Here is a 15,047-nt window from a genome sequence, read left to right on the forward strand (position 1 = left end):
TTTCTGCCGCAGGAGCCTGCCGACGCCCATGAGCGCTGATACCCTGACCACCGAGCCTGCTGCCACGGGAGCCGCCGACGATCCGGTCGTCGTCGCGCTCAGGCAGCGCTTCGGTGATCACGCCCTTCTCGTGCAGCCGACCCTGACCGGGATGCCGGTGCTGTGGGTCGCCCGCGAGTCCTTCGGCGACATGCTGCGCTTCCTGCGCGACATGCCCGAGCCGTTCGAGATGCTCTATGACCTCTCGGCGACCGACGAGCGGCTGCGTGCCCATCGCCACGGCCTGCCAGAGGCCGACTTCACGGTCTTCTACCACCTGTTGTCGGTCTCGCGGAATCGCGACGTGATGCTCAAGGTGGCCCTGCGCGAGGACGATCTGGCGCTACCGTCCGTGGTCTCGCTCTATCCCTGTGCCAATTGGTACGAGCGTGAGGCATGGGACATGTTCGGCATCGACTTCGTCGGGCATCCGCACCTCACGCGGATCCTCATGCCCCCGACCTGGCAGGGACATCCGCTTCGCAAGGACCACGGTGCCCGGGCCACCGAGTTCGATCCCTACACCCTGACCGTGGCGGGCCAGGAGGTCGAGCAGCGGGCACTGCAGTTCAAGCCCGAGGAATGGGGCATGCAGCGCGAGCGCGAGGGCACCGAGTTCATGTTCCTCAACCTCGGCCCCAACCACCCCTCGGCGCACGGCGCCTTTCGTATCGTGCTGCAGCTCGATGGCGAGGAGATCGTCGACTGCGTGCCAGACATCGGCTATCACCATCGCGGCGCCGAGAAGATGGGGGAGCGCCAATCCTGGCACAGCTACATCCCCTACACCGACCGGGTCGACTACACCGGCGGGGTGATGAACAACTTTCCCTACATCCTGGCGGTGGAGAAGCTGGCCGGCATCGAGGTGACCGAGCGCGCCAAGGTCATCCGCGTGATGCTGGCCGAGATGTTCCGTATCTCGAGCCACCTGCTGTTCCTGGGCACCTATCTTCAGGACCTGGGGGCGATGACGCCGGTGTTCTTCACCTTCACCGACCGCCAGAAGGCCTATGAAGTGATCGAGGCGATCACCGGCTTTCGCATGCATCCGGCCTGGTATCGCATCGGCGGCACGGCAATGGATCTGCCGAAGGGCTGGGAGAAAGTGGCCCAGGGCTTTCTCGACTGGATGCCCAGGCGCCTTCGGGAGTACGAGCGAACGATGATGGACAACGCCATCGTCCGCGAGCGTACCCGGCATGTCGCCGCGTTTACCACCCGTGACGCCCTCACCTGGGGGGTCACCGGGCCCAACCTGCGTGCTACCGGCTGCAACTTCGACCTGCGCAAGCAGCGCCCCTACGGCGGCTACGAGCAGTTCGACTTCGAGGTGCCGTTGGGCCGCCACGGCGATGCCTTCGACCGCGGTCAGGTGCGCATCGAGGAGATGCGCCAGAGCCTGCGCATCATCCAGCAGTGCGTCGACCACATGCCGGCCGGCGACTACAAGGCCGACCACCCCCTGACCACGCCGCCGCCGCGGGAGCGCATGCTTGAGCACATCGAGACGCTGATCACCCATTTCCTGCAGGTGTCGTGGGGCCCGGTGCTCGAGCCGGGCGAGGCGCTGTCGATGGTCGAGGCGACCAAGGGCATCAACAGCTACTACCTCACCAGCGACGGCAATACCATGAGCTACCGCACCCGTATCCGCACGCCGAGCTTCCCGCACCTGCAGCAGATCCCGGCGCTGATGCGCGGCGGCTTCGTGCCCGACCTGATCGCCCACCTGGGGAGCATCGATTTCGTGATGGCTGACGTGGACCGCTGACCAATGAACGAGACCGCACGACGGATCGCCAGTGACGCTGACGGCTTCGTCCTCGAGGCCGAGGATCGCCGGGCTATGGCGCACGAGCGCGATCACTACGAGCAGCCCCAGGCGGCCTGCATCGAGGCGCTCAAGATCGTTCAGCGCCGTCATGGCTGGGTGCCTGACGCGGCGATCCCGGCGATCGCCGAGGTGCTGGGCGTCGGTCCCGCCGACGTCGAGGGCGTGGCGACCTTCTACAGCCTGATCTTCCGCCAGCCGGTGGGCCGGCATGTGATCCTGGTCTGCGACAGCAGCTCGTGCTTCCTCAACGATTACGAGGCGCTGCGCGACGCCCTGTCGGCGTGGCTCGGCATCGGCTACGGCCAGACCACCGCGGACGGGCGCTTCACGCTGCTGCCGGTGTGCTGCCTGGGGGCCTGCGACCGCGGCCCGGCGCTGATGATCGACGATCACACCTACGGCCCCGTCGCCCCGGATGACGTGGCCGAGCTGCTGGAGGGCTATGCATGAGCGTGAGTCGCTACCACTGCCAGCTGCGCCAGGGCGCCGCCGAGCGCCGCGCCGAGACCCACCCGCTGACTTGGCGGCTGCGCGAGGACGGCGCCGTGCTGGGGCTCGACGAGTATGTCGAGAAGGATGGCTACGCGGCGGTGCGCGAGGTACTCACTCATCAGTCGCCCGACGACGTGGTGGCGACCATGAAGGAGGCCAACGTGCGCGGACGTGGGGGGGCCGGCTTCTCGGCGGGCATGAAGTGGAGCCTGACCATGAAGGGGCCGGGCATTCCCCGCGGCTACCTGGTGTGCAACGCCGACGAGATGGAACCTGGAACCTTCAAGGACCGCCTGCTGCTCGAACAGCAGCCGCACCTGCTGATCGAGGGCATGATCCTCGGGGCCTACGCCAACCATTCGTACTATGGCTACATCTTCCTGCGCGGCGAGTATGTCGAGGCGGCGCGCGCCATCACCCGGGCGCTCGAGGAGGCCCGCGAGGCCGGCTGGCTGGGCCATGACATCGCCGGCAGCGGCTTCGACTTCGACATCGCCCTGCATACCGGCGCCGGACGCTACATCTGCGGTGAGGAAACCGCACTGATCAACTCGCTGGAGGGCCAGCGCGCCAACCCCCGGGCCAAGCCGCCGTTTCCCGGCCAGTCCGGGGCCTGGGGCAAGCCCACCGTGGTCAACAACGTCGAGACGCTATGCAACGCGCCGTCGGTGATGCGTCACGGGGCCAAGTGGTACCAGGCGCTTTCTGGGGAGCTGAGCGACGATGGCGGTACCAAGCTCTATGGCATCTCCGGCAAGGTCGAGCGGCCCGGCCTGTGGGAGCTGCCGATCGGCATCCCGGGGCGCGAGTTGCTCGAGCGGGCCGGCGGCCTGCGCGATGGCCGCGCGCTCAAGACCTGGTTGCCCGGGGGCGGCAGTACCGGCTTTCTGTTGCCGGAGCATCTCGACAAGCCCCTGGACTTCGACACCATCGGCGAGTTGGGCAGCCGGCTGGGCACCGGGCTGTTGACGGTGGTCAACGAGGACCAGAGTGTGCTCGCCCTGGTGCGCAATCTCGAGCAGTTCTTCGCCCGCGAATCCTGCGGCTGGTGCACGCCGTGTCGCGATGGCCTGCCGTGGGTGGTCAAGCTGCTCCAGGCCCTCGAACGCGGCGAGGGCCGGCGCGGGGACCTCGAGATGCTCGACAAGCTCGCCGATGACCTGGGGCCGGGCAAGACCTTCTGTGCCCACGCGCCCGGGGCGGCGATGCCCTTGGCGTCGGCACTCCGGTACTTTCGCGACGAGTTCGAACGCGGTGTGGCGCCTCCTGCGCGCGCCGCCCAGGCCGACCCGATGCCGGTGGGCGGGGCCTGAGGCGAGTCATTCACCAGCACCTGAGGTAAGGGCATGGCGACGATTCACGTGGACGGGCAGCGCTATGACGTGGACGGGGCGGACAACCTGCTGGACGCCTGCCTGTCGCTGGGCCTCGATGTGCCCTACTTCTGCTGGCATCCGGCGCTGGGCAGTGTCGGGGCCTGCCGGCAATGCGCGGTCAAGCAGTACCAGGACGAGGACGACACGCGCGGCGCCTTGGTGATGGCGTGCATGACCCCGGCGGCCGATGGCACCCGGATCTCGATCGACGACGATGAGGCACGCGAATTTCGTGCCAGCGTCATCGAATGGCTGATGATCAATCATCCCCACGACTGCCCGGTGTGCGAGGAGGGCGGGCACTGCCACCTGCAGGACATGACGGTGATGACCGGCCATGACCGGCGGCGCTATCGCTTTCGCAAGCGCACCCACCGCAACCAGGACCTGGGGCCGTTTATCGCCCACGAGATGAACCGCTGCATCACCTGCTATCGCTGCGTGCGCTTCTATCGCGACTACGCCGGTGGCGAGGATCTCGGCGCCTTCGGCGCCAACGACAATATCTATTTCGGCCGCCATCGGGAAGGCGTGCTGGAAAGCCCCTTCGCCGGCAACCTCACCGAGGTCTGCCCCACCGGCGTGTTCACCGATCAGACCCACTCCGCGCGCTACACCCGCAAGTGGGACCTGCAGTTCGCGCCGAGCCTCTGCCACCAGTGCGCGGTGGGCTGCAACATCAGCCCCGGGGAACGCTACGGCGAACTCCGGCGCATCGAGAATCGCTACCACGGTGAGGTCAACCGCTTCTTCCTCTGCGATCGCGGCCGGTTCGGCTATGGCTATGTCAATCGCGACGACCGCCCGCGCCGGCCCGAATGGCGCAGCGACCGCGATGACGCCTGCGTGACCCTCGAGGTCGATGCCGCCCTGGATCGCGGGGCCGACCGGCTGCGCAGTGCCCGGCGGGTGATCGGCATCGGCTCGCCCCGCGCCAGCCTGGAAAGCAACCACCAACTGCGCGCGCTGGTCGGCAACGACGCCTTCTCCACCGGCATCGCCGCCGCCGAACAGCGCTGCCTGGCCGTGATGCAGGCCCTCAACCATGGCTGCGGGCTGCCCACGCCGACGCCGCGCGAGGTCGAGCGACACGACGCCGTGTTCATCCTCGGCGAGGACCTGATCGCAAGCGCCGCGCGGATCGGCCTGGCGGTGCGCCAGGCCGCCCAGGCACGGCGCGAGACGCTGGCCGCCGAGCGCGACATCCCCTACTGGAACGATGCCGCGGTGCGCACCCTGGGGCAGGACCGCTATCACCCGGTGTTCATCGCCTATCCGACCGCCACCGACCTGGACGATGTGACCGCGGCGCGCTTCGCCCTGGCCCCGGACGACATCGCCCGGCTGGGGTTCGCGGTGGCCCACGAGATCGACGATAACGCCCCGGCCGTCGCGGGGCTCGAGCCGGCCATGGGCGAGGCGGCCCGCGACATCGCCGCGCGGCTGCTGGCCGCCGAGCGCCCCCTGGTGATCAGCGGCGGTTCACTGGGCTCGGAGGCGATCCTCGAGGCCGCCGGCAACGTGGCCCGGGCCATGGCGCGCCGCGCCCGCCGGGGAGGGCTTTTGCTGGTACGTCGCGAGGCCAACAGCACCGGTCTTGCGATGCTGGGCGGCGAGCCACTGGAGTGGGCGCTCGACGAACTCGCCAGCCGGCGGGCCGATGCCGTGGTGATCCTCGAGAACGACCTCTTTCAACGCCTGCCGGCGGCGCGCATCGAGGCCGCGCTCGACGCCGCCGAGACCGTGGTGGTGCTCGACCACCAGCGCACCGCCACCTGGGAGCGGGCCCATCTCGGCCTGCCGGCGGCCAGCTTCGCCGAGGCCGACGGTACCCTGGTCAGCCTCGAGGGGCGTGCCCAGCGCTTCTTCCAGGTCTTCGATCCCGCCTACCACCGTCCCGAGACACGCATCCGCGAGAGCTGGCGCTGGCTGCATGCGTTGCGCGCCGACCTCCTGCGCCACGAGGTGGCCGACATCGCGCTCGACGCCGTGACCCGCGACTGTGCCCGTGCCTGTCCCGCGCTCGGTGCCATCGTCGATGCCGCCCCGGGCGCCGACTATCGGGTGCACGGCCTCAAGCTGGCCCGCGAGCCGCACCGCTACAGCGGGCGGACCGCGATGCGCGCCCATCTCGATGTCAGCGAGCCGCGTGTCCCCCAGGACCCGGATTCGCCGTTCACCTTCTCGATGGAGGGCTATAACGGCTTCGACCGTCCCCGCGAGGAGGTGGCCTTCGCCTGGGCGCCGGGCTGGAACTCGCCACAGGCCTGGAACAAGTTCACCGACGAGGTCGGGGGTCACCTGCGCGCCGGTGACCCCGGCGTGCGTCTGCTGGCGCCGCGCCCAGGCGCTTATGCCTATGCGACATCGATTCCCGAGGGCTTTCGCGGGCGCGAGGACGAGTGGCAGGTCATGATGCTGCCGCGGCTGTTCGGCGGCGACGAGACCTCGTCGCGGGCCGCGCCGATTCTCGCCCGGGCGACGCCGGCCACTCTCGTGCTCGCCACCGGTGATGCCACGCGCCTGGGCGTGAGCGACGGTGACCGGCTGGTGCTTGCCAGCCACACCGGCTCGCTCACCCTGCCGGTGCGTCGGGAGGCGACCCTGCCCCTTGGGGTGGTCGGCGTGCCGGCCGGCCTCGCGCCGGCCCCGGTAGCCGGGGAGTGGGCACGCCTGGCGGCGGCCCGCACCGAGGGGCCCGGTGAGGAGGGACGACCATGAACTGGCTGTCCGAGCCACTCCTCGCCAGCCTGGTCGCCATGCTGCAGGCGGTGGTGATCCTGCTGGGGGTGGTGCTGCTGGGGGCGGTGCTGACGGTGGTCGAGCGCCGCCTGCTGGGGCTCTGGCAGGATCGCTACGGGCCCAACCGGGTGGGGCCGTTCGGCTCGCTGCAGCTGGTGGCCGACATGATCAAGATCTTCTTCAAGGAGGACTGGATCCCGCCGTTCGCCGACCGACCGCTGTTCGTGCTGGCGCCGGCGATCGCCATGGCCTCGCTGCTGCTGTCGTTCATGATCATTCCCATCACGCCGGGTTGGGGGGTGGCCGATCTGCATATCGGCCTGCTGTTCTTCCTCGCCATGGCCGGCATCAACGTCTATGCGGTGCTGTTCGGCGGCTGGTCGAGCGGCAACAAGTATGCCCTGCTCGGTGCCATGCGCGCCTCGGCGCAGACGCTCTCCTACGAGGTGTTCATCGGGCTGTCGCTGATGGGCGTGGTGGCGATGGCAGGCACCTTCAATATGCGCGAGATCGTCAACGCCCAGGAGGGCCTGTGGTACGTGGTGCCGCAGTTCTTCGGCTTCGCCACCTTCCTGATCGCCGGCATCGCGGTGACCCACCGCCATCCCTTCGACCAGCCCGAGGCCGAGCAGGAACTGGCCGACGGCTACCACATCGAGTACTCGAGCATGAAGTTTGGCATGTTCTTCATCGGCGAGTACGTGGGCATGGTGCTGATCTCGGCATTGATCGTCACGTTATTCTTCGGCGGCTGGCACGGCCCCTGGCTGCCGCCGATCGTCTGGTTCGCGCTCAAGACGGGCGCCTTCCTGGTGCTGTTCGTGCTGCTGCGCGCCTCGCTGCCCAGGCCGCGCTATGACCGGGTGATGAGCTTCGGCTGGATGTTCTGTCTGCCGCTGACGCTGATCAATCTGCTGGTGACCGGGGCGGTGATCCTGCTCGCCGATCCCCTGTGACCCAAGTCGCTATGAATGAGGAGCGATCGTGATGCTGATGAAGGTGATCGAAGGCACCGTTTCCCAGTTGCGCACGCTCGGCATGATCTTCATGCACAGCTTTCGCAAGCGGGAGACGCTCAGCTATCCCGAGGAACCGGTCCCGCTGCCGCCCCGCTACCGCGGGCGCATCGTGCTGACCCGTGACCCCGACGGGGAGGAGCGTTGTGTGGCCTGCAACCTCTGTGCGGTGGCCTGCCCGGTGGCCTGCATCTCGCTGCAGAAGGGAGAGCGCGAGGACGGCCGCTGGTACCCGGAGTTCTTTCGCATCAACTTCTCGCGTTGCATCTACTGCGGGATGTGCGAGGAGGCCTGCCCGACCTCGGCGATCCAGCTCACCCCCGACTTCGAGATGAGCGAGTACCGGCGCCAGGAGCTGGTCTACGAGAAGGACGACCTGTTGATCAGCGGGCCGGGCAAGGATCACGACTACCACTTCTACAAGGTGGCGGGGCTGGCGATCGCCGGCAAGGACAAGGGTCAGGCGCAGGACGAGGCCGAGCCGATCGACGTCAAGACCCTGCTGCCCTGAGACGCACGAAGGAAATGCCATGGAAATCGCCTTTTATCTGAGTGGACTGGTCGCGGTGCTGGCTACCCTGGGGGTGATCACCAACCCCAACCCGGTGCATGCGCTGCTCTACCTGATCGTCTCGCTAATCAGTGTGGCGCTGGTGTTCTTTGCATTGGGCGCGCCCTTTGCCGGGGCGCTCGAGGTGATCGTCTACGCCGGGGCGATCATGGTGCTGTTCGTGTTCGTGGTGATGATGCTCAACCTCGGCCGGGAGGGCGTCGCCCAGGAGCGCCTCTGGCTGCGGCCACGGGTCTGGCTGGGGCCGGCGGTGCTGTCCGCGGTGCTGCTGGTGACCCTGATCGCGACGCTGTGGAGCGGCGATAACGGGCGGATGATCGCTGGCGAGACGCTGACCGCCAAGGCCGTGGGCACGCTTCTGTTCGGTCCCTGGCTGCTGGTCGTCGAACTCGCCGCCATGCTGCTGCTGGCCGCCTTGGTGACCGCCTCGCATGTCGGGCGCCTGCCGGGGCCGGCCACGCCTTCAGGCAGTCGCGATACCGAGACCCGGAAGGAGATCTCATGAGCGGCATTCCCATGGAGCATGGCCTGGTGCTGGCCGCCATCCTGTTCGTCCTGGGCGTCGCCGGGCTGATCTGTCGGCGTAACCTGGTGTTCGTGCTGATGAGCCTGGAGATCATGCTCAATGCCGCGGCGCTGGCGTTCATCGTCGCCGGCACCGCCTGGGGGCAGGCCGAGGGGCAGGCGATGTTCCTGCTGGTGATCACCCTGGCGGCGGCCGAGGCCAGTATCGCCCTGGCGCTGTTGATCCAGCTCCATCATCGCTTCAAGACGCTGGACGTGGACGCGACCAGTCGCATGCACGGATGAGGAGCCGCCGATGTCGTTATTGCCACTGACCTTCCTGCTCCCGCTTGCCGGCACCCTGATCCTCGCGCTGTCGCGGGGACGGCTCGACGCGCGGGCCAGCGCAGTGGTCGGCGTGACCAGCGTGGGGCTTTCGGCGCTGGTCGCGGCCTGGGTCGGCTGGCGCTTCCTGGCCGGGGGCGGGCAGAGCGTCGGCATCACGCTATGGACCTGGGTGGCGGTCGGCGACTTCCGGCCCACCATCGGCCTGCGCCTGGACGGCCTGTCGCTGACCATGACCGGTGTCATCACCGGCGTGGGGTTTTTGATCCACCTGTTCGCCGCCTGGTACCTGCAAGGCGAGGCCGGGGTGAGACGCTTCTATGCCTACATGAACCTGTTCGTGGCCAGCATGCTGCTGCTGGTGCTCGGCGACAACCTGCTGTTGCTCTACCTGGGCTGGGAGGGCGTGGGGCTGTGCAGTTACCTGCTGATCGGCTACTACTACTGGACCGCGGCCAACGGTTGGGCGGCCTTCAAGGCGTTCATCGTCACCCGCCTGGGTGATGTCTTCCTGGCGATCGGGCTGTTTTGGCTGTTTCGCGAGCTGGGCACGCTGGATATCGGCGAGCTGCTGGCCCGCGCGCCCGAGGTCTGGCAGGAAGGCGGCTGGCAGCCCCGGCTGGCGGCGCTGCTGATCCTCGGCGGCGCGCTGGGCAAGTCCGCCCAGCTGCCGCTGCACACCTGGCTGGCCGATGCCATGGCCGGCCCCACGCCGGTCTCGGCGCTGATCCATGCGGCGACCATGGTCACCGCCGGGGTCTATTTGATCGCCCGCTTGCACGGCATCTTCGAACTGGCGCCGGCGGTGCTCACCCTGGTCGGATTGATCGGCGCATTGACGCTGCTCATGGCCAGTTTCGCCGCGCTCGCCCAGACCGACATCAAGCGAGTCTTGGCCTACTCGACCATGAGCCAGATCGGCTACATGTTTCTGGCGCTGGGGGTCGGCGCCTATGAGGCGGCGATCTTCCACCTGATGACCCACGCCTTCTTCAAGGCGCTGCTGTTCCTCTCCGCCGGGGCGGTGATCGTCAGCTGCCATCACGAGCAGGACATGCGACGGCTCGGCGGCCTATGGCGAAGGCTACCCCTGGCTTACCTGGGTTTCATCGTCGGTGGCGCGGCCCTGGCGGCGCTACCGCTGATCACCGCCGGCTTCTACAGCAAGGACGAGATCCTCTGGGAGGCGCTGGCCGCCGGCCACGGTGGCCTGATGCTGGCCGGCCTGGTCGGCGCCTTCCTGACCTCCCTGTATACCCTGCGGCTGATCATCGGCACCTTCCATGGCGAGCCACAAAGCGACCATGCGCGCGATGCCACGCCGGGGCGTGGCCTGGCCCACGGGCTGCCGCTGGTCGTGCTGGCGGTGCTGTCGACCTTCCTCGGCGCCTGGATTCATCCGCCGCTCGCGGGCGTGCTGCCGGCACCCGCGGAAGGTGATGAAACCTGGCATCTGATCCTGGAAATCATCGCCGCCGGCGTGGCGATCCTGGGACTCCTGATCGGGGCCTGGCTATTCCTCGCCCGCCAGCACTGGCTGGCCGAGCGGGTCGCCGGTGGCTGGGGCGCGCGCCTGTGGTGGTTGTGGAATCGGGCCTGGGGCTTCGATATCGCCTACGACCGGCTGTTCGTGCGGCCCTATCGCGGCCTGGTCCGGGGGCTGCGCAGCGACCTCCTCGACCGGCTGCTGTTGCTGGCGGGCTGGCTGTCGTGGGCCTTGCACCGGGGCCTGAGCGGCACCCAGACCGGCAAGCTGCGGCTCTATGCTGGCACCATGGTGGCCGGCGTGGCGCTGGTGCTGATGGTGCTGGTGCTGAGGGGCGGATGACGATGAAGCCGCCGCCCCCCGCCGACGGGCCAGCGGCGCCGATCTTTCAACGACAGGGAAGGCATCGCCTATGACGCTGTTCTGGCTGATCCTGATCCCCTTCATCGGGGGCTTGCTGTGCTGGCAGGCAGACCGCTTCGGTGATCTGCCGCCGCGCTGGATCGCGCTGGCGACGATGCTGATCGAACTCGCGATCACGCTGGGGCTGTGGTTCCATGGGGACTATCACCTGGGCAATGTCGGCATGGCCGGCGAGGCGCTGCGCTGGTCGATGGAGTGGCGCGTGGCCTGGATCCCGCGTTTCGGCATCGAGGTGCACCTGGCGCTCGATGGCCTGTCCCTGGTGCTGATCGCGCTGACCGGCTTTCTGGGCGTGCTGGCGGTGCTCTGCTCGTGGCACGAGATCGTGCGCCGCGTCGGCTTCTTCCATCTCAACCTGCTGTGGATCCTCGGCGGGGTGGTCGGGGTGTTCCTGGCCATCGACCTCTTCCTGTTCTTCTTCTTCTGGGAAATGATGCTCGTGCCGATGTACTTCCTGATCGCGCTTTGGGGGCACAGCGGCTCGGAAGGACGCACCCGCATCCGGGCGGCGACCAAGTTCTTCATCTACACCCAGGCCAGCGGGCTGTTGATGCTGGTGTCGATCCTCGGCCTGGTGTTCGTCCATCACGCCCATACCGGCGAGTACACCTTCGCCTACGCCACGCTGATGCAGACGCCGCTCTCCGAGTCCACGGCAATGTGGCTGATGCTGGGCTTCTTCGTCGCCTTTGCCGTCAAGCTGCCGGTGGTGCCGGTGCATGGCTGGTTGCCCGATGCCCACGCCCAGGCCCCCACCGCGGGCAGCGTCGACCTGGCGGGCATCCTGCTCAAGACTGCGGCCTATGGCATGCTGCGCTTCGCCCTGCCCTTGTTTCCCGAGGCCTCTCAGGCCTTCGCGCCGGTGGCCATGACCCTGGGCTTGATCGGCATCTTCTATGGCGCGTTGCTGGCCTGCGGCCAGCAGGACATCAAGCGACTGATCGCCTATACCAGCATCGCCCACATGGGATTCGTGCTGATCGGCATCTACGCCGGTACCCAGCTGGCCCTGCAGGGGGTGGTGCTGATGATGGTGGCTCACGCCTTCTCGGCGGCGGGGCTGTTCATTCTCAGCGGACAGCTCTACGAGCGTCTGCACACCCGTGACATGCGCGAGATGGGAGGCCTCTGGGGACGCCTGGGCAGCCTGCCGGGCTTCTCGCTGTGTTTCGTTGCCGCCTCGCTGGGCATGCCGGGAACCGCCAACTTCCTGGGCGAGTTCCTGATCCTGTTCGGCAGCTTCCCGGTGGCTCCCTGGGTGGTGGTGATCGCCAGCGTCGGCCTGGTGCTGGCGGCGATCTATTCCCTGCTGCTGATGCAGCGGGTGTACTTCGGCCCGCCGCAGGGGGAGGGAATCTTCGCCGACCTCGACCAGCGCGAGTACGTGATGCTGCTGGCGCTGCTGGGGCTGGTGCTGCTGTTCGGGCTCTATCCTCAGCCCCTGCTGGATACCACCGGGGCGGCCATGGGCGAGGTGCAGCGCCTGTTCGGTGCCGTTTCACAGTCGACCATTCTGCCGATGGGGATTCCATGACGCTGACCGCGACGCACCTGCTGGCCCTGTCACCGCCGATCCTGGTCTGCACCACGGCCATCCTGGTGATGCTGGCGATCGCCTGGCGACGCCACCACACCGGCATCGCCATCGTCACCGTGGTGGGCCTCAACCTGGCCCTGCTGTCGCTGATCGGCGTGGGGCGCATGGCGCCGCTGGCGGCACCGATGCTGGCGATCGACGGCCTGGCGATCTTCGCCGCGGTGCTGATCCTGGTCGCGGCGCTGGCCTGCGCGACCCTGGCGCATGCCTACCTGGTGCACCACACCGGCCCCCGCGAGGAGTTCTACCTGCTGCTGCTGTGTGCCACGGCCGGCGGCATGGTGCTGTCGGCCAGTACGCACCTGGCGACGCTGTTTTTTGGCCTGGAGCTGTTGTCGATACCGCTCTACGGCATGCTGGCCTATGTCTATGGCGAGCGCCGCTCCCTCGAGGCGGGTGTGAAGTATCTGGTGCTGTCGGCCGCGGCGACCACCTTCCTGCTGTTCGGCATGGCACTGTTGTATGCCGAGACCGGCCACCTGGACTTCGCCGGGCTGGCCGCGCGTCTCGGCGGCGACATCGGCGCCTGGGGGCTGGCCGGGGCGGCCCTGATGCTGATGGGGCTGGGCTTCAAGCTCTCGGTGGTGCCGTTTCACATGTGGACGCCGGACGTCTACGAGGGGGGGCCGGGGCCGGCGGCCACCTTCCTGGCCTCGGCCAGCAAGGTGGCCGTCTTCGTCGTGCTGTTGCGTCTGGTGGTGGCGGCCCCGGCCTTCGAGGATGGCTGGCTGCACAACGTGCTGGCGGTGCTGGCGATTCTCACCATGCTGGTCGGCAATCTGCTGGCCCTGACTCAGTCGAACCTCAAGCGTCTGCTGGGCTATTCGTCGATCGCCCACTTCGGCTATCTGCTCACCGCGTTGGTGATCGGCGACGGCCTGTCGATCGAGGCCTCCGGTGTCTACCTGGTGACCTACCTGCTCACCACCCTGGGCGCCTTCGGGGTGGTCACGCTGATCTCCAGTCCCCATGTTGCCGGCTCGGGCGGCACGGATGCGGCGGGCCTGCACCATTATCGCGGGCTGTTCTGGCGGCGTCCCTACCTGACCGCGGTACTGACGATCACCCTGCTGTCGATGGCGGGGATCCCCTTCACCGCCGGCTTTATCGGCAAGTTCTACATCATCGCCCTGGGCGTCGAGGCTGAACGCTGGTGGCTGGTCGGCGCGGTGATCGTGGGCAGTGCCATCGGGCTCTTCTACTATCTGCGGGTGATGGTCACGCTGTTTCTCGCCGAGGCCGGCATGCAGCGGCGTGACGCGCCCGAGAACTGGGCGGTCCAGGCCGGTGGCGTGGTGGTGCTGGGGGCGGCCGCGCTGGTGATCGTGCTGGGAATCTATCCGGCCCCGATGATCGCGTGGGTGCGGAGTATCGGGGTGCTGGCCGGCGGCTGAGGGCACCGCCGAGACGCAGCAGGGGAAACGCCACCGGGCAACCGGCCCGGTGGCGGTCAGGCGATCACTCGGCGGTGGTAGGGCCGCCCTCGGGGTTGCGGGCGTTGTAGTAGGCCTGCTCGGAGATGGCGTGGTAGTTCACGACCTTGTCCTGGAAGGCACGATAGGACTCGTGGATCTTGCCGGCCATGTCACTGGACTCGGCGAGTTCCGTGACCACCGCCTCCGAATGCTCCTTGGCCTGGGTCAGGACATCGTCCGGCAGGCGGCGCAGTTCCACGTCATGCTCCTCGAGCAGGGTCTGCAGGGCGTCGTTGTTGCGGGCGGTGTACTCATCGAGCACGTCGGCATTCACGTCACGCACCGCGGTTCGCAGGATCGCCTGCAGATCATCGGGCAGCGAGGTCCAGGCCTCCTGGTTGATGAGCGCCTCGAACATCACCGTCGGTTCGTGCCAGCCTGGATAGTAGTAGTAGTCGGCCGCCTGATGCAGGCCGAAGGCCAGGTCGTTGTAGGGACCGATCCACTCGGTGGCGTCGATGGCACCGGACTGCAGGGAGGTGAAGATCTCGCCGCCCGGCATGGTGACGATGGCCACGCCCATACGACTCATGACCTCGCCGCCGAGCCCCGGCATGCGCATCTTGAGCCCATCGAGGTCGTCGACGGAATTGATCTCCTTGTTGAACCAGCCGCCCATCTGCACGCCGGAGGCACCGGCGGCCATGACGTTCACGCCGAAGGGCTCATAGAGCTCGTTCCACAGCTCCAGGCCACCGCCGTAGTGCAGCCAGGCGTTCATCTCCTGGGCGTTCATGCCGAAGGGCACGGCGGCGAAGAACTGGGCGGCCGGGGCCTTGCCCTTCCAGTAGTAGGAGGCGGAGTGCCCCATCTCGGCGGTGCCTTCGGCGACGGCATCGAAGACCTCGAAGCCCGGTACCAGCTGGCCGGCCCCGAACACCTCGATGGTCAGGCGCCCGTCGGACATCTCCTCGACCAGCGTGGAGAGGCGCTCAGGCCCCTGGCCGACGCCGGGGAAGTTCTTCGGCCAGGAGGTTACCAGCTTCCATTCGAAGGTTTCCTGGGCCTGGACGGTCCCCGCGGCCAGCATCAGGCCGGCGGCGGCACCGCTGACGGCCATGGCGAGTGCTTTCGGTTGCATACGATTCCCTCTCGTTGTGTGCCTTGTGGGAAGTGGCCCGCGGTGGGGCCGGTCGGCAGGGGA

At 67.8% G+C, this 15,047-nt stretch carries 12 protein-coding genes; 11 read left to right on the top strand and 1 reads right to left on the bottom strand.

Features of this window, described 5'->3' with window-relative positions; translation table 11 throughout:
* The first annotated feature begins 28 nt into the window (after positions 1-28).
* The 11 genes from nuoC (at position 29) to nuoN (ending at position 13,822) form a co-directional block, all read left to right on the top strand.
* Positions 29-1,813 (top strand): NADH-quinone oxidoreductase subunit C/D, encoded by a 1,785-nt coding sequence (gene nuoC / locus FHR94_RS07190; RefSeq protein WP_183324946.1) that lies wholly within the window; start codon positions 29-31, stop codon positions 1,811-1,813.
* A gap of 3 nt (positions 1,814-1,816) precedes the next feature.
* A complete protein-coding gene (nuoE, locus tag FHR94_RS07195) occupies positions 1,817-2,326 on the top strand; it encodes an NADH-quinone oxidoreductase subunit NuoE (protein WP_183324947.1) in 510 nt (169 codons plus the stop codon).
* The gene (gene nuoF, locus FHR94_RS07200) at positions 2,323-3,681 is read left to right on the top strand and encodes an NADH-quinone oxidoreductase subunit NuoF (protein ID WP_183324948.1); all 1,359 of its coding nucleotides are present in this window, start codon (positions 2,323-2,325) and stop codon (positions 3,679-3,681) included. Before nuoE ends, nuoF begins: the two co-directional genes overlap by 4 nt.
* A gap of 33 nt (positions 3,682-3,714) precedes the next feature.
* On the top strand, positions 3,715-6,465 hold the full coding sequence (gene nuoG, locus FHR94_RS07205) for an NADH-quinone oxidoreductase subunit NuoG (RefSeq protein WP_183324949.1): 2,751 nt from the start codon (positions 3,715-3,717) through the stop codon (positions 6,463-6,465).
* Positions 6,462-7,442, top strand: a complete 981-nt coding sequence (gene nuoH, locus FHR94_RS07210; protein WP_183324950.1) for an NADH-quinone oxidoreductase subunit NuoH — start codon at positions 6,462-6,464, stop codon at positions 7,440-7,442. Before nuoG ends, nuoH begins: the two co-directional genes overlap by 4 nt.
* Before the next feature lie 31 nt (positions 7,443-7,473).
* Positions 7,474-8,013 carry an NADH-quinone oxidoreductase subunit NuoI gene (nuoI, locus tag FHR94_RS07215; protein WP_183324986.1) on the top strand — a complete coding sequence of 180 codons (540 nt, stop codon included), beginning with the start codon at positions 7,474-7,476 and terminating at the stop codon, positions 8,011-8,013.
* A gap of 19 nt (positions 8,014-8,032) precedes the next feature.
* A complete protein-coding gene (nuoJ, locus tag FHR94_RS07220) occupies positions 8,033-8,578 on the top strand; it encodes an NADH-quinone oxidoreductase subunit J (protein ID WP_183324951.1) in 546 nt (181 codons plus the stop codon).
* Positions 8,575-8,883: an NADH-quinone oxidoreductase subunit NuoK gene (gene nuoK / locus FHR94_RS07225; protein ID WP_183324952.1), complete on the top strand. Its 309-nt coding sequence runs from the start codon at positions 8,575-8,577 to the stop codon at positions 8,881-8,883. Before nuoJ ends, nuoK begins: the two co-directional genes overlap by 4 nt.
* 10 nt (positions 8,884-8,893) lie before the next feature.
* Complete coding sequence (gene nuoL, locus FHR94_RS07230; RefSeq protein ID WP_183324953.1) at positions 8,894-10,750, top strand: NADH-quinone oxidoreductase subunit L; 1,857 nt, start codon at positions 8,894-8,896, stop codon at positions 10,748-10,750.
* A 70-nt stretch (positions 10,751-10,820) separates the two neighbouring features.
* Positions 10,821-12,365 carry an NADH-quinone oxidoreductase subunit M gene (gene nuoM, locus FHR94_RS07235; protein ID WP_183324954.1) on the top strand — a complete coding sequence of 515 codons (1,545 nt, stop codon included), beginning with the start codon at positions 10,821-10,823 and terminating at the stop codon, positions 12,363-12,365.
* Positions 12,362-13,822, top strand: coding sequence for an NADH-quinone oxidoreductase subunit NuoN (gene nuoN / locus FHR94_RS07240; RefSeq protein ID WP_183324955.1), 1,461 nt, complete (start codon positions 12,362-12,364; stop codon positions 13,820-13,822). The genes nuoM and nuoN overlap by 4 nt, the downstream gene beginning before the upstream one ends.
* 64 nt (positions 13,823-13,886) lie before the next feature.
* On the opposite strand, the gene FHR94_RS07245 is transcribed toward nuoN, so the two are convergent.
* Positions 13,887-14,984, bottom strand: coding sequence for a TRAP transporter substrate-binding protein (locus tag FHR94_RS07245; protein WP_183324956.1), 1,098 nt, complete (start codon positions 14,982-14,984; stop codon positions 13,887-13,889).
* Between the last annotated feature and the right edge of the window lie 63 nt (positions 14,985-15,047).

The sequence above is a fragment of the Halomonas cerina genome (assembly GCF_014192215.1).
In the GTDB taxonomy this organism is placed as follows: Bacteria; Pseudomonadota; Gammaproteobacteria; order Pseudomonadales; family Halomonadaceae; genus Halomonas; species Halomonas cerina.